At 66.3% G+C, this 20,448-nt stretch carries 15 protein-coding genes; 9 read left to right on the plus strand and 6 right to left on the minus strand.

From position 1 onward, the window contains the following. Positions 1-23: 23 nt before the first annotated feature. The 8 genes from ACR9ZH_RS09295 to ACR9ZH_RS09330 all read left to right on the plus strand — a co-directional run bounded on the left by ACR9ZH_RS09295 (position 24) and on the right by ACR9ZH_RS09330 (position 9,618). Entirely contained in the window at positions 24-1,037 is a 1,014-nt protein-coding gene (locus ACR9ZH_RS09295) for an HlyD family secretion protein (RefSeq protein WP_481290478.1), read from the plus strand. Continuing rightward, positions 1,034-2,815 (plus strand): ATP-binding cassette domain-containing protein, encoded by a 1,782-nt coding sequence (locus ACR9ZH_RS09300; protein WP_481290479.1) that lies wholly within the window; start codon positions 1,034-1,036, stop codon positions 2,813-2,815. Before ACR9ZH_RS09295 ends, ACR9ZH_RS09300 begins: the two co-directional genes overlap by 4 nt. Next, positions 2,812-3,936: an ABC transporter permease gene (locus ACR9ZH_RS09305; protein ID WP_481290480.1), complete on the plus strand. Its 1,125-nt coding sequence runs from the start codon at positions 2,812-2,814 to the stop codon at positions 3,934-3,936. The genes ACR9ZH_RS09300 and ACR9ZH_RS09305 overlap by 4 nt, the downstream gene beginning before the upstream one ends. Continuing rightward, a complete protein-coding gene (locus tag ACR9ZH_RS09310) occupies positions 3,933-5,060 on the plus strand; it encodes an ABC transporter permease (protein ID WP_481290481.1) in 1,128 nt (375 codons plus the stop codon). The genes ACR9ZH_RS09305 and ACR9ZH_RS09310 overlap by 4 nt, the downstream gene beginning before the upstream one ends. A gap of 13 nt (positions 5,061-5,073) precedes the next feature. Next, positions 5,074-6,564, plus strand: a complete 1,491-nt coding sequence (locus ACR9ZH_RS09315; protein WP_481290482.1) for an efflux transporter outer membrane subunit — start codon at positions 5,074-5,076, stop codon at positions 6,562-6,564. A gap of 44 nt (positions 6,565-6,608) precedes the next feature. Further along, a complete protein-coding gene (locus tag ACR9ZH_RS09320) occupies positions 6,609-7,439 on the plus strand; it encodes an SAM-dependent methyltransferase (RefSeq protein WP_481290483.1) in 831 nt (276 codons plus the stop codon). Between the two features lie 105 nt (positions 7,440-7,544). Next, a complete protein-coding gene (locus tag ACR9ZH_RS09325; RefSeq protein ID WP_481290484.1) occupies positions 7,545-7,847 on the plus strand; it encodes a hypothetical protein in 303 nt (100 codons plus the stop codon). 61 nt (positions 7,848-7,908) lie between these two features. After that, positions 7,909-9,618: a sensor domain-containing diguanylate cyclase gene (locus ACR9ZH_RS09330; protein WP_481290485.1), complete on the plus strand. Its 1,710-nt coding sequence runs from the start codon at positions 7,909-7,911 to the stop codon at positions 9,616-9,618. A gap of 7 nt (positions 9,619-9,625) precedes the next feature. Here the strand turns inward: ACR9ZH_RS09330 and ACR9ZH_RS09335 are convergent, their stop codons facing one another. The 5 genes from ACR9ZH_RS09335 to ACR9ZH_RS09355 all read right to left on the minus strand — a co-directional run bounded on the left by ACR9ZH_RS09335 (position 9,626) and on the right by ACR9ZH_RS09355 (position 17,657). Further along, entirely contained in the window at positions 9,626-11,788 is a 2,163-nt protein-coding gene (locus tag ACR9ZH_RS09335; protein ID WP_481290486.1) for a TonB-dependent receptor, read from the minus strand. A 138-nt stretch (positions 11,789-11,926) separates the two neighbouring features. Continuing rightward, positions 11,927-14,068, minus strand: a complete 2,142-nt coding sequence (locus ACR9ZH_RS09340) for an amylo-alpha-1,6-glucosidase (RefSeq protein ID WP_481290487.1) — start codon at positions 14,066-14,068, stop codon at positions 11,927-11,929. A 7-nt stretch (positions 14,069-14,075) separates the two neighbouring features. Then, positions 14,076-15,143, minus strand: a complete 1,068-nt coding sequence (locus ACR9ZH_RS09345) for a glycosyltransferase family 4 protein (protein WP_481290488.1) — start codon at positions 15,141-15,143, stop codon at positions 14,076-14,078. Positions 15,144-15,247: 104 nt separating this feature from the next. Beyond that, a complete protein-coding gene (locus ACR9ZH_RS09350) occupies positions 15,248-17,026 on the minus strand; it encodes a thiamine pyrophosphate-requiring protein (protein WP_481290489.1) in 1,779 nt (592 codons plus the stop codon). A 91-nt stretch (positions 17,027-17,117) separates the two neighbouring features. Beyond that, the gene (locus tag ACR9ZH_RS09355) at positions 17,118-17,657 is read right to left on the minus strand and encodes a DUF924 family protein (protein ID WP_481290490.1); all 540 of its coding nucleotides are present in this window, start codon (positions 17,655-17,657) and stop codon (positions 17,118-17,120) included. A gap of 139 nt (positions 17,658-17,796) precedes the next feature. Between ACR9ZH_RS09355 and ACR9ZH_RS09360 the strand changes: the two genes are divergently transcribed. Beyond that, a complete protein-coding gene (locus ACR9ZH_RS09360) occupies positions 17,797-20,004 on the plus strand; it encodes a prolyl oligopeptidase family serine peptidase (RefSeq protein ID WP_481290491.1) in 2,208 nt (735 codons plus the stop codon). A gap of 63 nt (positions 20,005-20,067) precedes the next feature. On the opposite strand, the gene ACR9ZH_RS09365 is transcribed toward ACR9ZH_RS09360, so the two are convergent. Further along, positions 20,068-20,427: a carboxypeptidase-like regulatory domain-containing protein gene (locus ACR9ZH_RS09365; RefSeq protein ID WP_481290492.1), complete on the minus strand. Its 360-nt coding sequence runs from the start codon at positions 20,425-20,427 to the stop codon at positions 20,068-20,070. Between the last annotated feature and the right edge of the window lie 21 nt (positions 20,428-20,448).

Genomic DNA, 20,448 nt, shown 5'->3' on the forward strand with positions numbered 1-20,448 from the left:
CATCACCGAACCGAGCCCGGCCCATGGTCAAGCCAAAGCCTCCTGTCCTCATCGGCCTTGTCGTCCTCCTCTTGCTGGTCGGTGCGGGGCTCTGGTGGCTGCTGCGGCCCGACCCGGAAGAACCCATCGTTCTTCACGGCAACATCGATATCCGTCAGGTGTCGCTGGCCTTCAAGCTGAGCGAGCGCATCGCCGAGATGCGCGTGGAGGAGGGAGATCGCGTGGTCGCCGGCCAGGTGCTAGCCGCGCTCGACGTAACGACACTCAAGCTGCGCCTGGCCAAGGCGCAGGCCCAGGTCGCGGTCCAGGACGAGGTCCTCCGCAGGCTGGAAGCAGGCAACCGTCCGCAGGACATCGCCCAGACCGACGCCAACGTACGTGCGGCCCAGGCCGATGCGCGCATGGCCCACCAGACGCTGGACCGGCTGCGCTCGATCAGCAAGGACACCGGCGGCCGCGCCGTGAGCCGCGAGGACCTCGACCAGGCGGTGGCAGCGGCCAGCGCCGCGGATGCGAAGGTCGATGCCCTCCGGAAGGCCCATGAGCTTTCCGTCGCCGGCCCACGCAAGGAGGACATCGCCGAAGCGCGTGCACAACGCGAGGCCGCGCTGGCTGAAAGCGCGGTGGCCAGGCAGGACCTCGCCGAGGCCGAACTGAAGGCGCCCACCGACGCGGTCGTGCGCAGCCGCATGCTCGAGCCGGGCGACATGGCCTCGCCGCAACGGCCCGTTTACGAACTGGCCTTGCTGCATCCGAAGTGGGTCCGCGCCTACGTATCCGAAGCCAACCTGAGCCGGATCAGGCCGGGGCAGGCGGCGCGTGTCACCACCGACAGCGCGCCCGATCATCCGGTCGATGGCCGCATCGGCTACATCGCCTCGGTAGCGGAGTTCACGCCGAAGAACGTCGAGACCGAAGACCTGCGCAGCAGCCTCGTCTACGAGGTGCGCGTGAACGTCGACGACCCCCAGGACCGTCTGCGCCTGGGCATGCCGGCGACCGTGCGGCTGCCGGGTACGGTCGCGGCAAGGCCATGAACGATTCGGCGGCCCTCGTCGCGCAGGGTGTCGGTAAGCGTTTCGCGCCGAAGAAGGGCCGCGAGGTCCCGGCGCTCGACGACGTTTCGCTGGAAGTACGCAGGGGAGCGATCAGCGCCCTCGTCGGGCCCGACGGTGCCGGCAAGACGACGCTGTTGCGGCTTGCGGCCGGCCTCATGGTTGCCGATACGGGCAGCATGAGCGTGCTGGGCATCGACGCCGCACGCGATCCCCAGGCAGTGCAGGACCGGATCAGCTACATGCCGCAGCGGTTCGGTCTCTACGACGACCTGAGCGTGCAGGAGAACCTCGACCTCTACGCCGACCTGCACGGGGTGGACCGCGACCAGCGCCGCGAACGCTATGCCCGCCTGATGGAAATGACCGACCTCGGCCGCTTCACCGGCCGGCCCGCCGGGAAGCTGTCCGGCGGCATGAAACAGAAGCTCGGTCTCGCCTGCACCCTGGTGCGTTCACCCGAGCTGCTGCTTCTCGACGAGCCCACCGTGGGCGTGGACCCGCTGTCGCGGCGCGAACTCTGGGACATCGTCGAGCAGCTGGTGGGGGACGAAAAGCTGAGCGTGCTCGTGAGCACGTCTTACATGGACGAAGCGGCACGCTGCGCGCACGTGGTCATCCTCCACGAGGGACGCGTGCTCGCGCAGGGTGAACCGGACGGCATCCGCGACACCGCGGAAGGCCTCTGCTTCGCCGCGAAGCCGCCCTCCGGCGAAGCACCGCGCCACCTGCAGGCCAGGCTGCTGGACGATGGCGATACCGTCGACGCGGTCCCGCGCGGCGGCGAGGTGCATTTCGTACGCACGAAGGCGGCGGTAGAGCAGGGCGATCGCCGGCTCGGGAACCTGCTGGGCGAGGCCGCGGCCCGGCCCGTGCCGCCCACGCTCGAGGACGGGGTGATGCTGGCCCTGCGCTCGAAAGTGCGCCGCGATTTCTCGGCGGCGGCCTCGGTCGCCTCGTCGGCATCGTCGTCGGCGCACGATGGCGACACGGTGATCGAGGTGAAGGACCTCGTCCGCACGTTCGGCGACTTCACCGCGGTGGACCGCACCAGTTTCAGCGTGAAGCGCGGCGAGATCTTCGGCCTGCTTGGCCCGAACGGCGCGGGCAAGACCACGACGTTCCGCATGCTTTGCGGGCTGCTTCCCGCGAGTTCCGGCACCCTCCGCGTTGCCGGTCACGACCTGCGCAGGGCACGTGCACCCGCGCGGCAGGAGATCGGGTACGTGTCGCAGAAGTTCGCCCTGTACGGCAACCTTTCCGTCGACGAGAACCTGGCGTTCTTCGGCGGTGCCTATGGCCTGTACGGCTCGCGCCTGCGTGAACGCATACGCAGCGTCAAGTCGCAGTTCGAGCTCGAAGGCGTTGGCGATGCGCAGGCGGGCCTGTTGCCCGGTGGCTTCAAGCAGCGCCTCGCGATGGCGACGGGCCTGCTGCATGAGCCCGACATCCTCTTCCTGGACGAGCCGACCAGCGGTGCGGACCCCCTCGCGCGGCGCGAGTTCTGGCGACGGATCACCGCGCTGGCGGAGGGCGGCACGACGATCGTGGTCACCACGCACTTCATGGAAGAGGCCGAATACTGCGACCGCGTGGTCATCCAGGACGCCGGCAAGGTCCTGGCGCTGGGTACGCCGGCGGAGATCCGTATGCAGGCCGGCGAGACGGGCGACAGGCCCCTGGACATGGAACAGGCATTCATTGGCATCGTGCGGCAGCACCGCAAGGATGCGCGGGGCGCCGGGAGGGAGGCGGCATGAGCGCGCAGAAGCCGCGAAGCAGGTCCGCGTTCCTGCGACGCCTCACGGCGCTGGTGCGCAAGGAGATCAAGCAGCTGCTGCGCGATCGCAGCAACCTGATGATGGGCATTGCCTTGCCCGTGGTACTGATCCTTATTTTCGGCTATGGATTGTCGTTCGACGTGAAGAACGCGCCGCTGGCGGTGGTCATGGAAGATACCTCGGCGACCGCCAACGGCATGGTCGCCAGCATGCGCCTGTCGCCGTACCTGGACCCGGTGTTGGTGCACGACATGCACCAGGCAGAGCAGCTGATGCGGGATCGCGAGGTCAACGGGGTCCTGCGCGTCCCCTCCGATTTCACGCGCCGCCTCACGCTCGGCGACGGACACCTGCAGCTGATCCTGCACGGTGCCGATGCGAACACGGCGCGCATCGTGCAGGGTTACGTCGAAGCGGCCTTACAGCTCTGGGCACCGCCCGCCGCGTCGATGGGAGCCGTGCGGCTCGAACCGCGCATGTGGTTCAACGAAGCCAATACGAGCACGTGGTTCCTCGTCCCGGGGCTGATCGTGCTCATTACCACCCTGGTGGGGGCCTTCCTCACCGCGCTTGTGATGGCGCGCGAATGGGAGCGCGGCACGCTGGAGGCGCTGTTCGTGACGCCGGTGCGGCCGATCGAGATCCTGCTGGCCAAGATCATCCCGTACTTCGGCGTGGGCCTGATCGGCCTCGCCATGTGCCTCGTCGCGGCACGTTTCCTGTTCCATGTGCCGATCGAGGGCTCGCTTCTCCTCATCCTCGTGGTGTCGGTGTTCTACCTGTTCGTGGCGCTGGGCATCGGCCTGCTGATCTCCGCGGTGACGAAGAACCAGTTCACGGCGAGCCAGGTGGCGCTGGTCACCAGCTTCATGCCGGCGCTCATGCTTTCCGGCTTCATCTATGACCTGCGCAACATGCCGCTGGTGGTCCAGGGCGTAGGACGCGTGCTGCCCGCTACCTATTACCTGGAAACGCTGAAGAGCCTGTTCCTGGCCGGCAACCTCTGGCCGATGATCCTGAAGAACTGCGCCGTGCTGATCGGCTACGCAGTGGTATTGCTCGCCGCGGCTCGGGCGAAGACACGGAAGCTGATCGAATGAACGGCATGCTCGCCTTCCTGCGCCGCGTGGCGAACCTCTGCCGCAAGGAGCTCAAAGTCATCCTCAAGGATCCCGCCAGCCGCGTCGTCCTGTTCGCGCCCGTGCTGGTGCAGTCGCTCATTTTCGGGTACGCGGCGACGCTGGACCTTCGGCAGGCGCCTTACGCGCTGCTCGACCAGGATCATGGGCAAGCGGCCACGAGGCTGGCGGCCAGGATCGAGAGCTCGGGGGTGTTCCAGCGCGTGGCCACGCTGCGCAACGAGAGTGACATCGCACGCCTCGTGGATGCAGGCGATGTTCTCTTCGTGGTCACCATCCCGGCGCACTTCGAGCAGCGGCTCGCCGCAGGCGAGATCACGCCGGTGCAGCTCATCCTCGACGCGCGCAACTCGAGCACCGCGGGAACCGCGGCAGGGTACCTGGGCAACATCGTTTCCCGGTTCAACGCGGACTGGCGGGTGGAGCACGGCGGGGGAGGCGTCCCGCTGAGCCTGGACGTACGCAACTGGTACAATCCGAACCTCGAAACCCGCTGGTTCATGATGACGGCGATGATCGCCATCCTGAGCATGCTGCAGACGCTGATGTTGACGGCGCTCTCGGTCGCGCGCGAGCGCGAACAGGGAACCTTCGACCAGTTGCTCGTGACCCCCTGCACGCCAACCGAGATCATGCTGGGCAAGTCCGTGCCGTCCATCATCGTGGGCCTGGTGCAGGCGAGCCTGGTGTTGCTGATCGCCACCCTCTGGTTCCGCATCCCCATGGCAGGATCGCTCTGGACCCTGTATGTGGCGCTGCTCGTGTTCATGCTCGCATGCGTGGGGATCGGCCTGGCGATTTCCGCCCTCGCAGCAAGCATGCAGCAGGCCATGCTTTACACCTTCGTACTGATGATGCCGCTGGTGCTCCTGTCGGGCATGACCACGCCCATCGCGAACATGCCCGTGCTCATGCAATGGCTGACCGCCATCGATCCGGCCCGCTATGCCATCCACATGGTCCAGCGCGTGTACCTCGAAGGGGCTGGTCTCGGCACGGTGCTCGGCGACGTCCTTCCACTGCTCGCCATCGCTGCGGTGACCCTGCCACTGGCGGCATGGCTTTTCCGACATCGACTCGTCTGATCCGGTGCGTCCCATGCGAACGTCTTCCTTCCACCCTCTCCTGGCATTCGCCGCCGCCTGCGCACTGGCCGCATGCGCCGTCGGTCCCGATTTCGAGAAGCCCCGGGCCAGCGCGCCCGCGGACTGGTCGTCGTCCCGCACCGGCGATGCATCGCTGCACGATCCGGCGATCGCCGCCGACGGCGCCCGGCCGTCCGCCGAATGGTGGAAGGCATTCGGCGACCCCGTACTCGACGAACTCGAGTCCCGGGCCGCCGCCGCGAATCCCGATCTCAGGACGGCCGCGTTGCGTTTTGCACAGAGTCGCGAACGAAGCCGCGCCGCGGCCGCCCAGCGAGGGCCGCAGGTGGATCTTGCCGCGAGCGCGCAGAGGCAGCGGCCGAGCGAGAACGGTGCCACCAGCCGTACCATCGACGTGCTCGCTCCAGCCGGACGCCGCGAGGAACTGGTCAAGCTGCTCAGCCAGCCCTTCGACGACTACCAGGCGGGTTTCGACGCGTCGTGGGAACCGGACTTCTGGGGGCGCGTGCGGCGTTCGGTCGAGGCCGCGGACGCACGGACGGACGAAGCCGGGGCACTCTTCGACGGCGTGCGCCTCGACGTGGCCGCGGAAGTGGCGCGGCGCTATTTCGAACTCCGCGGCGTGCGACGGCAGGTCGCACTGGCCCGCGCCGACATCGATGCCGCCACCGAGCATTTCGATCTCATGAAGGCACGTGCGAACGGCGGCATGGCCAGCGACCTCGACGCCACCCGCCAGCAAGCCCTCCTTGCGGAGCTTCGCTCGCGACTGCCCTCATTGCTGGAACGCGAAGCGGGCACGCTCGATCAGTTGTCCTTGCTGCTGGGACAGTCGCCGGGAAGCCTCGAGGCAAGCCTGGCGGCGCGCGATGGCGACGGGCTCCCGCAAGTCCTGCCCGACCTGGCTCTCGGCATCCCCTCCGACGTGGCGCGGCGCCGGCCGGATATCCGCCAGGCTGAGGCAGGGTTGCATGCGGCGACGGCGGACATCGGCGTGGCCGTGGCGGACCTGTATCCGCGCATCACCCTTGGCGCCGGTTTCGCCTTCGAATCGTTGCATGCGGGCGACTTCGGCGACTGGGGCAGCCGTCGCTGGTCCATCGGCCCCAGCCTGGACCTGCCCCTGTTCGACATGGGGCGCAGGAAGAGCGTCGTGACCTTGCGCAAGCTGCAGCAGCAGGAAGCGGCGATCGTCTACCAGAAAACGGTGCTCCAGGCGTGGACCGACATCGACACGGCCCTGAACGGGTATACGGCTGAGCGCCAGCGCAACCAGCGGCTGGCGGAGCGGGAACGGCTCTCGCAGGATGCCTATGACCTGGCCGACGCCCGCTACGGCCACGGCGGGACCAGCTACATCGAGACCCTGGATGCGCAACGCAGCCTGCTCGCCGCGCAGCGCGACAGGGCGGACAGCGATGCGCAGCTCGCCATTCGCTACGTGGCCGTCTGCAAGGCCATCGGAGGCGGCGACCCGTACTGAAGCGGCGCGATACGGGACGGTGCGCGATGGCTTACCATCACGCAATGAACACACCGCTTCTGCATCCCCCCGGGCACCGGGGCCGGGGCCGTCTTGCCTGCGTGGGCCTGGGCATGACCCTGGGCTCGCACCTCACGCCGCTGGCGCGCAGCCACATCGAGCAGGCGGACGTGGTTTTTGCCGCACTCTCCGACCACGTCGTGGAAGCCTGGCTGCAACGCATGCATGCGGACGTGCGCAGCCTCCAGCCTTATTACCGCGAAGGCAAGTCGCGCATGCGGACCTACCGGCAGTGGGTGGACGCGATGATGGTGGAAGTGCGCGCCGGCAAGCGCGTCTGTGGCGTGTTCTATGGCCATCCCGGGATCTTCGCCTGGTCGCCGCACAAGGCCATCGCGGTCGCGCGCTCCGAAGGCTTCGAAGCCCACATGGAGCCCGGCATCTCTGCCGAGGATTGCCTCTACGCCGATCTCGGCATCGATCCGGGGAGCGCCGGTTGCCAGCACTTCGAGGCCAGCCAGCTGCTTTTCTACCAGCGGCGAATCGATCCCACGGGCTACCTCGTGTTGTGGCAGGTCGGCGTCGTCGGCGACCGGTCGCTCAAGCGCTTCGCGACAGGTGTCGAGCACAGGCAGATCCTGGTCGACGTGCTTGCCTGCGATTACCCGCTCGATCACGAAGTCATCCTCTATCGCGCGGCCACCTTGCCGATCGAACGGCCACGCATCCGTCGTATCGCCCTGCGCGACCTGCCGCATGCACAACTCACCCTCGAGGACACCGTCGTGCTTCCGCCCGCGGAAGCATTGAGGCCCAACCCGGCCGTCATCGCACGGCTTGCGGCATTGGAAGCCGTGAGAGAAACCGGCCCCTGAAGCGCGGCCCTCATTCCTTCGTCAAGTATCGTGCGTGCCTGCCGTCACAGTAGAGCTCCGGGTCCGTGCGATGCACGGGCCTTTCGACAGTGAAGAGAGAAATTCATGCGCGATACGATCGACTTGCTCGAGACCATTGGCCGGGACGCTTCGCTGCGCCATGCCCCGGCCGAGGAGCTCGCAGGCATTCTCCGGCAGGCGCAGGCGCATCCGCAGCTTGCCATGGCCGCGGCTTCCGGCGACAAGACGCTGCTCGCGGACGAGTTCGGGCACAAGGTGATGCACATGCCCCAGGTGTCGCAGTTTCCCGGTCATGACGACGACCCGGACGACCAGCGCGAGGACGAGGGCGACCGGCGCGATGAGCAGGAAGGCGAGGATTCCGCCCACGGGTCGCTGCAGAAGTAAGAAGAATCCGAGGATGTCCCGCATGCCCAACCGTATCCGGTGCCGGTGCCTCCGGATCCTCATGGGCTGTCTCGTTGCAATGCAGTTGCTGCCCGCCACGGCCGCGGTGGAAGACCCGCGGGCCTTCCTCGCGCAGACGGAAAGCCTGCGCACCAAGGACCATCCGCGCTTCCTCAGCAGGCTCGCCGAAATCCGTGCGCAGGCGCCGGACCTGGGGCCGGCCGATGCGTGGTACCTGCGCTACCTCGACGCCTGGGAAACGATGTTCGAGGGCGACTACGCGGCCTCGGAAACCCGCTTGCGGGATATCGTCGACCACTCGGGCGACGCGGCGCTGGCCGCCAAGGCTTCGGCCCTTCTGCTGAGCAACCTAGGCCTGAACCGCCGGTACGAAGAGGCGTACACCCTCGCCAACCAGCTGACGGGCAAGCTGCCGGCGGTAAACGATCCGTTGGCCCGTTCCATGCTGCTGCAGAACCTCTCGCAGATGTTCAACCTGGCGGGACAGACCGACCTCGCTCTGAAATACGCGGACATGATGGAGCGCGCGACGCCGCCAGGGGAAAGTACTTGCTATCCCGCTTCCTTGCGCATCGCCGCGCTGCACTACGGCAAGCGCCTGCCGCCGAACAGTCCCGAACTTTCCCGGGCGATCGAGACCTGCGTCGCCGCCCACCAGCCTGTCATCGCCAACACCATGCGGCTGATCGAGATCGACCGTCTCCTCGATGAAGGCCGGGCGGCCGCCGCTCTCGGCTTCCTCGAACGGATGGCGCCGGGCCTCGCCGCGAACAAGTACTACCCGCACCTTCTCTCATCGAAGGTGCAGCTGGCCAAGGCCTACGAGATGCTCGGACGCGCCGGCGATGCGTTGAAGGCTGCCAGGGAAGCGGTGGGCATGGCGAGTCCCGACGACACGAGCGACTGGCTCAGGGATGCCTATGGCGTGCTTTACCGCCTCGAGAAAGCCCGCGGCGATACCGCCGCGGCACTCGACTACTACGAGCACTACGCTGCCCAGGACAAGGGCTACCTCAACGACGTGGCGGCGAGGACCCTCGCGTACGAACTGAGCCAGCAGCATGTGGTCGTCCAGAAGCTGGAAACGGAACGTCTCGGCAAGCAGAACAGCATCCTCCGGCTACAGAAGGCACTGGAAACCAAGGCGGTCGAAACCAGCCGGCTATACATCGCGCTGCTGCTGATGTTCCTTGCCTCGATCGTATTCTGGGCCTTCCGGCTCAAGCGGTCGCAACTGCGCTTCAAGCGGCTGTCCTGGCACGACGGCCTGACTGGCATATTCAACCGCCAGCATTTCATGAGCGAAGCGGAGCGCGTGCTCAAGCGGCTGGAAAAACGCCGTGCCACGGCGTGCCTCGTGTTCCTCGACCTGGACCACTTCAAGCAGGTGAACGACACCCACGGCCACGCCGCGGGCGACATGGTCTTGCGTCACGCGGTTTCCATCTGCCGACGGCAGCTGCAGGCGAACGACGTGTTCGGGCGACTCGGCGGCGAAGAATTCGGCATCCTGCTCTCGGACAGGCCCCGGGAGCAGGCCATCGCCGCGGCCGATCACATACGCATGGCTATCGAAACCTCGCCTTTGCAGGAGGAAGGGCACGTGATCGCCTTCTCCGCCAGCGTCGGCCTGGCCTCCACGGACGATGCCGGCTACGAGCTGCTTCGCCTGTGCCGTGAGGCGGATCTGGCCCTCTACCGTGCCAAGCGCTCCGGGCGCAACCGGGTCATGGCCGCCAGCGCCGGCTAGCGCTGCCTCAGAGGTCGAACGACGCGGACACGTAGAACGTGCGGGGCGTTCCCTGGGTCAGGTAACCGCCGTTGGCGGATGCCCAGTACCCTTTGTTCGCCACGTTCTGCACCGTGAGCCGGAACGTGACGGGCACGCCTTCCAGGTGGGCCGTGGTGCGCGCCCCTATGTCATAGGTGGTCCAGGCCGGCAGCTTCAGTTGGTTCGCGGCATCCAGGTACTGATGACCCGTGCGGACGGCACGCGCGCTGAGCGTGACGTCCGGCGTGTTCGGGATGTCCCATTCCACACCGGCATTGGCCTGGAAACGCGGCACGCCGATGGCATCGTTGCCGTCGTTGGCACCGGCCTGGGTCTTCACCAGTTCGGGGCGGATGTAGTTCGCGCCACCGAGCACGCGCAGGCCCTGGAGCGGCTGGCCGAAGAAGCTCCACTCGATGCCACGGTTGCGCTGCTCGCCATCGACGACGAAGGTGTTCGAGGCATCGACGTACGCGCTGGGCTGTTTGATCTGGTATAGCGCCAGGCTGCTGCCGAGGTTGCCGGCATCCCACTTCACGCCCACTTCGTTCTGCTTCGACTTGTACGGCGCGAACACCTGGCCGGCATTGCTGACCGGCAGGTTGTTGAAGTTGGCCGGGGCCTGGTCGCCCTGGGTCAGCGCCTCGATGTGGTTGGCATACACCGACCATTGGTCGGCGAAGCGATAGTTCAACCCGAAGACGGGACTGGTGGCGTACTGCTCGTATTCGGAGTTCTTCGCGCCATCCACGCCGTCCACGGCATAGTCGTAGCCAAGCGTGTGCAGCTTCTGGCGGCGTGCGCCGAGCGTGATCTCGAGGCTGCCATCCAGCAGGCCTAGCGTATCGGACACCGCCACACTGCGCAGCTGCGTACGGCCGGTGATGCCCGGGTCGCTGATGGGGCCGACGTTGTAGGCAAAGTCGGGAACCGGCACGTAGGCCGGCGAATAGATGTTCGTGTGGATCGGGTCCAACGAGCCCGCATAGGCCGCCTTCTTGCGGAAGCTAAGGGCCGAGAAGCCGACGTTGACACGGTGCGTGACCGATCCCGTTTCGAAGAAGCCGTTGAAGCCCGCTTCGCCGGTTGCCGTATCGGCGATATAGGGCACGGTGAAGCGCGTTTCGGTGGCATTCCCGGCGCGATCGAGCAGGGAAGGGCTGACGTAGTCGCCGAATTCGTTGCCGTGATGCGCGCCCGCCGCCATGTACCCGGTGAGCCAGGGTGCGAAGTCGTATTCCGCGCGAACCACGCCGAAGGTGTCCTCCAGCGAGGAATTGGACCAGGGCTGGGCGTAGTTGGTCTTCGCCGAGGGCGCTCGCGGCACCGAGGTGATGCCGGTGGTGTAGACGACCGAACGGCCGCCGGTGATTTCCTGCTTCTGGTAGCCCGCATCGGCGGTGACGCGCAGCTTTTCGCCGCGGTAGTCGAAGGCGACGGAGGCCGCGGTGACGCGGCGCTGCTCGCCGTCGATCGCGGTGTTGCCGTCGCGGTGGACAGCGTTCACGCGCAGGCCAAACGCATCGTTGGCACCGAAACGGCGGCCGATGTCCACGCTGCCGCCCACCTGGCTGTCGCTGCCCCAGTCGACGCCGATGCGGGTGACCGGCACGGCTTCGGCACGTTTCGGGGCGATGTTGATGTTTCCGCCGACACCGGAACCCGAGGGGCTGATGCCGTTGAGGAACGCGCTCGCTCCCTTGAACACTTCCACGCGACTGATGAGTTCCGGCGCGAGCAGCTGGCGGGGCAACAGGCCGTAGAGACCGTCGAAGGCGATGTCGTCGCTGAAGACCTGGAAGCCGCGGATGGTGAAGGTCTGCGAGAAGTTGCCGAAGCCGAAGCCGGTGCGCACGGCCGGATCGTTGGCGACGACGTCGCCCAGGCTGCGCGCCTGCTGGTTGCGGATGAGGGTGTCCGTGTAACTGGTGATGGCGAACGGGACATTCATCGCGTCCTGGTTGCCCAGCACCCCGAAGCGGCCGCCGCGGGCTACCTGGCCGCCCGCGTATTCGGCCGTGGGTGCGGCCACGCTGGCTTCGACCTGGATGCCGGAAAGCGTGGTGCTGTTGTCGCGTGCCTTCTGCTGCGGGTCGGCGGGACTGCCGGCCGCGGCATGCGCGCTTGCGCCGATGAAGAGGCTGGCCATGAGGCCAGCATGGATGGCGGAGGCAGGGGTGCCACGGAGGACAGCGGACGGGACGGGCATGGGTGGTCACAGGGATACAAATGAGAATTGATCTCATTATCACCCATCGCGCGACGGCTGCATAGCGCAGCCAGACGGTCAGACCCGGACGTCCACGGTCACGCCTTCGGCACCGGCTTGCCGTTCCACCAGCGCGAGTACCCGGCCGTCGACCCGGTGGAACTCGAGGTTCAGGCGGCGCTCGCCGAGGGCGAGATTCCGAATGCGGAGCTGATCGATGCCCAGCGGCAGACTGGGGTGGTCGATAAGCAGGCGCCGGCGCCTCCCGTCGATCTGGAGCCCGAGGCAGGACTGCAGGAGCATGAATACGCTGCCTGCCGCCCACGCCTGGGGCAGGCAGGCGACCGGGTAGGCGATGGGCGCTTCGCCGACCGCGCGCTCGAAACCGCAGAACAACTCGGGCAGGCGCATGCCGAAGTGGACCGAGGCTTCGAACATGTTCGCGAGAATGCGTATCACGTTCGCGCGGTCCCCGTAGCGCGACATGCCGGCAGCGCACAGGGCGACGTCGTGTGGCCAGACCGAACCATTGTGGTAGGACATCGGATTGAAACGCGCCGCTTCCGTCGCCAGCGTGCGCACGCCCCATCCGCTGCTCAGGGCCTTGGACGTGAGCTGCCGGATGACCGCGGCGGCGCGGCGCTTGCGTATCGCTCCCGCATAGAGAAGATGCCCGGGATTGGAACTCCGCACGCGGCAGGGTCGCTGCTCGCCATCCAGGGCCAGCGCGTAGTACTGCATGTCTTCGATCCAGAACGAGTGCTCGATCTGCTCGCGCAGCTCCTTCGCCTTCCGCCGCCAGTGTTCCGCTGCCGCGGCTTCGCCTCGCCATTCGGCCATTTCGGCCATGTCGCGAAATGCGCGGTACGCATAGCCTTGCACTTCAACCAGGGCGATGGGGCCTTCGGCGTTGCTGCCGTCCTCATGGAATACCGAGTCGTGGCTGTCCTTCCAGCCCTGGTTGGCCAGGCCGCTCGCTTCGCCGCGCTCGTAGGCGATGAAACCGCGCGGGTGCATCGCGGCGCTGTTTTCTATCCAGGCGGTAGCCGAGAGCAGGGACGGCCAGCGCTCGTCGATGAATGCGCGGTCGCCGGTGCGGCGGGCATAGGCTCCCGCAAGCATGACGAACAGTGGCGTCGTGTCCACGCCGCCGTAGTAGCGGCTGAAGGGCACTTCGTTGACCGTTGCCATCTCGCCCTTGCGGGTTTCATGCATGATCTTGCCGGGCGCCGAATCGTAGAAGGCCGAGGTCTCGCGTGCCTGGTGCTCTGCCAGGAACGAGAGCACACCCCGAGCCAGGCCCGGATCGAGCCAGAGCGTCTGCAGGGAGGTGACGATCGCATCCCGTCCGAAGGGCGTGGAAAACCACGGAATACCCGCATAGGGATAGGGACCGGTCGACAGATCGGTGGTGAGGAGGGCCAGGTCGGCATTCGACTTGTCCAGCCAGGACTGAAACAGGCGTCCGGAAGCCGTGGCGCCCGCGCCTCGCTGCCGGCGCAGACGCAGATGGCGCCACGCCCGCGCCGCCGACGTCCGGTAGCGCGGGCGGGAAGGCGTCGCACTCTCCGGCCCCACTTCGAGGTAGAGCACCCACGCATCGCGGGCGGGCAGGGTGACATTGAAGGTGGCCTGGCCTGGCGACAATTCGTTCGGCGCCTCCGAGAAGTCGATGGCGATACGGCGGAGCACGCCGTCGAGCCCTTCATAGGCAAAGCAGACGCCGGTAGACGTCATCGCCGGCGCCTGGAACTCGCCACGCCGCGTACGCCGCTCGCCACGGACCTCGAACATGTCGCGGAAATCCGCGCCGAAGCGCAACTGCAGCGGAACCTGCGTGGTGACATCGCTGTAATTGACCAGGCGGATGAACTCGAACAGCCGTCCCGCCGAAAGGAAGCGCTTCCGCTCCACGTGCATCACGCCTTGCGGCGTCGGCGAACCGAGCGACGGCAGGGGCTGGTTCGTCAGGTGGGCCGTGAAATACAGGTTGTCCTGGCTGACCGCGCTCGAGAGGAGGGATGGGCGGATACCGCCCAGGGAGAGCACGAACGACGAAAGCACGCGCGTGTCGTTATGGAATAGTCCGTCGCCCTGGCCGGTGACATTGCCGTGCGCGTCCGCGACGAGGAAGGTATCGCCTTCCTTTAATGCGAACTGCGAGACAGTGGCATGGGCCTCGGACATCGGTTCAAGGATGTCTGGTGTGTCCTCGGACATGGTGGCCTCAGGCGTTTTTGAGGTAGGCGTCCAGGTCTAGACCGGCCGGGCGCCTCAGGTGAGCGTACAACTCGGTATACGCCTGAGCCATGGTCTGTGCCGTGAAGCGCTGCTCGAAAACCTGACGAATTTGCCGCCGGTCAAGTGCTCCTGCCCGGCGGACGGCTGCGACGGCGGCTTCGAACGTCTCCACGATGAACCCTGTCACACCCTCATCGACTACCTCGGGTACCGAACCGTGCCGCCAGGCGATGACCGGCACGCCACACGCCATGGCTTCGATCATCACCAGACCGAACGGCTCCGGCCAGTCGATGGGAAACAGCAGGGCGTGTGCGTGCCCCAGGAATGCCGCCTTCTCGTCGTCGCCGATCTCTCCCACGAATTCGACGCCGGGCCCGTGGAGCAGCGGGCCGATCTCCCGGTCGAAGTACTCCCGGTCCGCGTGGTCGACCTTCGCGGCGATCTTCAGGGGCATGCCGACGGCGCGCGCTATGGCGATCGCCCGGTCCGGCCGCTTCTCGGGCGAAATACGACCGAGGAAGGCGAGGTAGTCGCCGCGTGGCCGTTCGGGCACGCGGTACGCGACCGGATCGAGCCCGTGCGGCACGTTGCCCAGCCAGTTGGCGAACGGCATCGGCGCACGCTGGGCGCGCGAAATCGATACGAGCGGATAGCGGTGCCAGCGGCGATATGCGGCGGGGAGGTCCTTCATGTCCAGCCGCCCGTGGAGCGTGGTCACCGTCCGCTCGGCAACCGCTTCAAAAAGAGGGAAGTGGATGAGATCGGTATGAAAATGAATCACGTCGAATTCGTCCGCGCGCTTCCTCAGGTCGTGCAGCATGTTCAGGTGGGCCGCGAGTTCCGATTTAAGTGGGGTGGGATCGAGGCGCAGCGCCTGATCCCGCACCGGTACGAGCCGTGCACGCGTCGCGGCATCGGCAGCGGCGAAGAGCGTGACTTCGTGGCCTTCCGCGACGAGCGCTTCCGTCAGATGGGATACGACACGCTCAGTTCCGCCATAGAGCCGGGGCGGTACGGCTTCATAGAGCGGAGCGATCTGGGCGATCTTCATCACTACGTCCTGCAAAGCGGGTCCAACTGAACCATCACGAATACGGACCGCCGCGTGGAGATACCGTGAGCGAACAGTGGAACGCGCCATTTGCCGAAGATGTCTCACCCGCCGAGGCCTGCCCACACCTCCCGCCACGCCTGTCTCACCACGCCGGCCGCATCCGGATCGCGCTTCGCGAGCGAACTCATGAACGCCTTCGCCTGTTCAAGCGTAATGTGCGGCGGCAGGGGCGGCACGTCGGGATCGGTGACGAATTCGATGACTACCGGACGCGGCTCCGCAAAGGCGGCGCGCCACGCATCGAGGATGTCCTCGGGACGTTCCACCCGGATGCCTTTGAAACCGAGCATCTCACCGTACCTGGCATAGGGGAAATCCTCGACGTCCTGGGCGGCGGCGAACTTGGGATCGCCTGCCAGCGCGCGCTGCTCCCAGGTCACCTCGTTCAGGTCGCCGTTGACGAGAACCATGACGACGAAGTTCGGATTCGACCAGCGCTTCCAGTATTGCTTGACCGTCACCAGCTCCGCGTTCCCGTTCATCTGCATGGCGCCATCGCCCACGATGGCCAGCACGGGCCTGTCGGGATGCGCCATCTTTGCCGCGATGGCGTAGGGCACGCCGCTACCCATCGTCGCCAGCTTGCCCGACAGCGAGGCCATCATGCCTTCGCGTACCTTCATGTCGCGGGCAAACCAGTTCGTATGGGAGCCACTGTCTCCCGCGATGATGGTGCGGTCGGGCAAGGCCGACGACAATTCCCAGAACACCCGCTGCGGATTGATCGGGGATGCCGGCTGCATCGCCTTGAGCTCGAGCGCGCGCCACCACTTGCGGACGTTGACCTCGATGCGCTCGCGCCACTCGGTGTCCGTCTGCTGCTTCAACAGCGGCAGCAGGCGGCGAAGCACCTCGGCACTGTCGCCGATGAGGTTCACCTCGGTCGGATAGCGCATGGAAACATTGCGCGGCGCGATGTCGATCTGCACGGCGCGCGCCTTGCCATCCTCCGGGAGGAACTCGGCATACGGGAAGGTGGTGCCGACCATCAGCAGGGTGTCGCAGTTGTCCATCATCTCCCAGCTCGGCTTCGTGCCCAGCAATCCGATGGAACCGGTGACATAGGGAAGATCGTCGGGAAGCACGGTCTTGCCGAGGAGCGCCTTGGCGACGCCGCCCTTGAGCTTCTCTGCAATCTGAGCGACTTCGGCGCCCGCTCCCAGCGCACCCGCACCCACCAGGATCGCGGGCCGCGAGCCCGCATTGAGCACGTCGGCGGCACGCTGCAGCTCTTCGTCGGAGGGGACCGGCCGGGCCGGTGCCTCGCCCACGCCTGAGTACACACTGCCGTGGGCCCGCGGCGGGCTGGGCATGGCCGGCATTTCTTGCAGATCGTTTGGCACGATGATGCAGGTCACCGCGCGTTCGGCTTGCGCGATGCGGAAAGCACGATCGATCACGTGCCGCATCTGCGCCGGGCTGACCACCGTCTCCACGTAGTTGCAAACGTCCTTGAACAGCGTGTGCAGGTCCACTTCCTGCTGGTAGTCGCTGCCCAGGGAGGAGTGCGCCTGCTGGCCGACGATGGCGACGACCGGCACATGGTCCATCTTCGCGTCATAGAGACCGTTGAGCAGGTGGATGGCGCCCGGACCGGACGTGGCGAGGCAGACGCCGACCTCGCCGGTGAATTTGGCATGCCCGCCCGCCATGAAGGCGGCCATTTCCTCGTGGCGAACGCGAATGTAATCGAAACGCTCGGCGGCGCGACCCATCGCGCCCATGATGCCGTTGATGCCGTCGCCCGGATATCCATAAATGCGCCGTACGTTCCATTCGCTCAGGCGGTCGAGGAGGAAATCACCCACGGTCTTGCGCATGACGAACTCCGGCCAAGGATCAAGCCCCGTATGGTCGTGCGCCGGAGATCGTCCGGACGTGAACGTCCGGGCATGGAAACGTTGCGCCGAATCAGCCGGCGAAACCGCCTTCGTCGAGGAACTTCTGTTCCTCGGCCGTCGTCTCGCGACCGAGCTCGCGGTTGCGATGCGGGAAACGCCCGAAGCGCCGCACGATGTCGCGATGGGCCCGTGCGTAGGGGACGAAGGGGCCGCCCAAGGCGTCGAACAGGCTTACCGACAGTTCCTGGTCGGCCATGTCCTCGGAATGCTCGAACGGCAGGTAACAGAACGCGCGCATGCCCTGGTCGAAGGCCTCGTCGTAGCCGCGCTCGCGCATGTGCCGTGCCACGAAATGGGCCAGCGGATCCGTTGCATACATGTGCGCGGTACCGCGGAAGGCGTTGCGCGGAAACTGATCGAGGAGGATCAGCAAGGCCAGGCAACCGTCCGCGCTGTCGAGCCATGCATCCAGTTCGCGTCGCGCCGCAGCCATGTGGGCGCCGAGAAAATGTTCGCGGAACGTAGCGTCGAACGCTGCGTCATCGGCGAACCAGCGGTCGTAACCTGCATCGCGCCAGAAGCGCAGGACGCGCTCGGGCGTTTCGGTCATGGGGAGGGCGGCATTTCCTTGCGACATGCTGGGATTATGTGGCACTCACACGATCGCGTCGATGGTGGTACGGTCTGCCGCTGATCAGGGGCAGGGGGGCAGCCAGGCCCCGCCATAACGCGACTGGGAGGTTCACGTCATGCGCAGGTCACCGTGGGTGTCAACGTTTTTTGCTGTGTTTTCCGCTGCCATAGGCTCGCCGTTCGCCACGGCAGCTCCCCAGGCGTCCCCTCCGCCTCCACGCAGCGCCGACGTGGTCGAGCAGATTTTCGGAGTCACCGTCCACGATCCGTACCGCTGGATGGAAGGGGAGAAGAACACGGAGTTCCAGCACTGGCTCGAAGCCGAAGGCAACGGCACGCGAGCGAAGCTGGATGCCTTGCCCACGCTGGACGACTGGCAGAAGAGGCTCAAGGCGACCAGCCTCACGGCGGTGATCCATCGCATGCAGCGGCTTGCAGGCGGCCGCATGCTCTTCATCCGTCAGGGAGGACAAGGCACCGGCAGCCTGATGGTGCGCGAGGCCGATGGTTCGGAGCGCGTGCTGCTCGACCCGTCGACACTCAAGGGTGAGGGCGGCACGCCCTCGATCACCAACTATGCGCTGTCTCCCGACGGCAGCAAGGTCGCGGTCAACGTCGACCGCGGCGGCAGTGAGTTGACCCGCGTGGATGTGTTCGACATCAAGACGGGGAAACCCTCCGGCGACAGCGTCGAAACTGTATGGGGGGAGTTCGATGCGCACTGGCTGCCCGACGGATCGGGCTTCACCTATACGCAGATGGCGCCTCCGAACGAACGCACGGGCGGCGACCCGTTGCAGGACATGCGGCTGCGCTTGCACAAGCTTGGTACACCGTCTTCCCAGGACCCGATGTTGCTACGTGCCGGCACGGGAGCGGGTGCGAACACATCGTTCCCGATCCCGAGCAACCGTTTCCCGGTGCTCGACTTTCCGGCGGATTCACGTTGGGCACTGGGCCTCGCGAACGGAGCGCAGCTCGAAAGTACCTTCTGCGTGGCGCCGGTGACGGAGGCGATCAGGCCATCCGCGAAGTGGCATTGCATCGCCAGGCCCGAAGACAAAGTCACCGACGCAGCCATCCACGGCGACACGCTCTACCTCATCTCCAGCCAAGGCCACTCGAACGGCCAGCTGCTTTCGCTGGATCTTTCGAAACCGGATGCCTCGCTGCGCGATGCCAGGCCGGTCCTGCCGCTGAAGGACGACGAGATCATCGTCGGCCTGACCCTCAACGATGCGCAGACTCTCGCCCCGGCGAAGGACGCGCTCTACCTGAAGGTGTCCACCAACGGCATCGACAGTGTCCGGCGCATCGACTACCGCACGGGCAGAGCGGAGGTAGTGCCCATGCCGCTGCCCGGCACGGCCTCCCTGCTGCGCACGAACGATCGTGAAGACGGATTCCTTCTCGAACTGCGCGGCTGGACCGCGCCACCCAAGTCATGGCGCTACGACCCGGTGGCACGCCGCATGAAAAGCCTCGGGCAGGACGAGGCCAGCCCCGCCGACTACGGCATGGTGGAGGTAACCGAAACCGAGATGACCAGCAAGGACGGCACACTCGTTCCGCTGACCATCCTGCACCGCAAGGACACGAAGCTGGACGGCAGCCATCGGGCGATCGTCTTCGGCTACGGCAGCTACGGGCTCACGCTTCAACCGTCCTTCAAGCCGGTGCGGATGGAGTGGGTCAAGCAGGGCAACATCTTCGCCTACGCCCACGTGCGCGGCGGCGGCGAGAAAGGCGAAGCGTGGCACCAAGCAGGAAAGGGCGCCAACAAACATAAAGGCGTCGAGGACTTCGTCGCCGCCGTCGACCGTTTGAGCGAACTCGGCTATAGCCGTCCGGAACGCACCGCACTCATTTCCGGGAGCGCAGGTGGCCTGCTGGTCGGTGGCGCGGTCGCGGCGTACCCGCAGAAGTTCGGCGCAGCCATCATCCTCGTTCCCGTGCTCAATCCCGTGCGCCTGATGCACGCGCCCAACGGCGCCAACCAGATCGGCGAGATGGGCGACCCGCGGAAGGCCTCGGACTTTCCAGCGATCCTCGCCATGGATCCGTACCAGCAGATCAAACCGCATACCGCGTATCCGGCGATGCTGCTGCTCGTCGGATTGAACGATGGCCGTGTCGTGCCCTGGCAAACCGGCAAATTCGTAGCGAAAGTGCGTGCGGCGAATACGAGCGGGCGCCCTGTATGGATCCGCACCGATGCGAACGGCGGGCATGGCATCCAGGCGTCGCTGGGTGCGGAAGCGGCGCAATGGGCGGACATCTTCGCTTTCCTGGACGCGGAACTGCCGGCGCCCGGTGTTCACTGAACCGCCCGCTAGACACGCCAGCCTCGGCGGCGACGACGCGGCAGCGCCAGGAAACGGGAGGCCTCAGCCTCCCTTTGCCTCGCACTGGTCGTTCTCGCAGGCGAAGTCCACCTGCGCGCCGCGGCCGACGGTGATGTCGATGTTCTTGCGGGTATCGATGACCTTGTCGTTTTTTTCGAGCGTGACGGTGTACGTACCCATCGTGATGCTGGACAGGTGGTAACGGCCACTGTCGTTGATCGTGCCGCGCCGGGTCTTGCCCGTGCTGCTCTTCGCGATGACGGTCGCTCCCGCCGGCCCGTGACCGAAGATGCTGCCCGACGTGTCCTGGCCTTGTGCCGGCGAAAATGCGATCGCGGAAACGCCCATCGCGGCGAGCATGGCGACGTGGCGGAAGGCCTTGCTGTATCCGATGACTATCATGCTTTCCCCTGGCAATCGCAC

This window comes from Luteibacter sp. SVR4-7G, from assembly GCF_056755555.1.

What these genes read in the sequence shown, in the direction of transcription:
- ACR9ZH_RS09320 (WP_481290483.1), top strand. Translation starts at nt 6,609, where the DNA reads ATGAACACACCGCTTCTGCATCCCCCCGGGCACCGGGGCCGGGGCCGT.
- ACR9ZH_RS09340 (WP_481290487.1), bottom strand. Translation starts at nt 14,068, where the DNA reads ATGTCCGAGGACACACCAGACATCCTTGAACCGATGTCCGAGGCCCAT.
- ACR9ZH_RS09350 (WP_481290489.1), bottom strand. Translation starts at nt 17,026, where the DNA reads ATGCGCAAGACCGTGGGTGATTTCCTCCTCGACCGCCTGAGCGAATGG.
- ACR9ZH_RS09310 (WP_481290481.1), top strand. Translation starts at nt 3,933, where the DNA reads ATGAACGGCATGCTCGCCTTCCTGCGCCGCGTGGCGAACCTCTGCCGC.
- ACR9ZH_RS09360 (WP_481290491.1), top strand. Translation starts at nt 17,797, where the DNA reads ATGCGCAGGTCACCGTGGGTGTCAACGTTTTTTGCTGTGTTTTCCGCT.
- ACR9ZH_RS09365 (WP_481290492.1), bottom strand. Translation starts at nt 20,427, where the DNA reads ATGATAGTCATCGGATACAGCAAGGCCTTCCGCCACGTCGCCATGCTC.
- ACR9ZH_RS09305 (WP_481290480.1), top strand. Translation starts at nt 2,812, where the DNA reads ATGAGCGCGCAGAAGCCGCGAAGCAGGTCCGCGTTCCTGCGACGCCTC.
- ACR9ZH_RS09355 (WP_481290490.1), bottom strand. Translation starts at nt 17,657, where the DNA reads ATGACCGAAACGCCCGAGCGCGTCCTGCGCTTCTGGCGCGATGCAGGT.
- ACR9ZH_RS09295 (WP_481290478.1), top strand. Translation starts at nt 24, where the DNA reads ATGGTCAAGCCAAAGCCTCCTGTCCTCATCGGCCTTGTCGTCCTCCTC.
- ACR9ZH_RS09335 (WP_481290486.1), bottom strand. Translation starts at nt 11,788, where the DNA reads ATGGCCAGCCTCTTCATCGGCGCAAGCGCGCATGCCGCGGCCGGCAGT.
- ACR9ZH_RS09325 (WP_481290484.1), top strand. Translation starts at nt 7,545, where the DNA reads ATGCGCGATACGATCGACTTGCTCGAGACCATTGGCCGGGACGCTTCG.
- ACR9ZH_RS09315 (WP_481290482.1), top strand. Translation starts at nt 5,074, where the DNA reads ATGCGAACGTCTTCCTTCCACCCTCTCCTGGCATTCGCCGCCGCCTGC.
- ACR9ZH_RS09345 (WP_481290488.1), bottom strand. Translation starts at nt 15,143, where the DNA reads ATGAAGATCGCCCAGATCGCTCCGCTCTATGAAGCCGTACCGCCCCGG.
- ACR9ZH_RS09300 (WP_481290479.1), top strand. Translation starts at nt 1,034, where the DNA reads ATGAACGATTCGGCGGCCCTCGTCGCGCAGGGTGTCGGTAAGCGTTTC.
- ACR9ZH_RS09330 (WP_481290485.1), top strand. Translation starts at nt 7,909, where the DNA reads ATGGGCTGTCTCGTTGCAATGCAGTTGCTGCCCGCCACGGCCGCGGTG.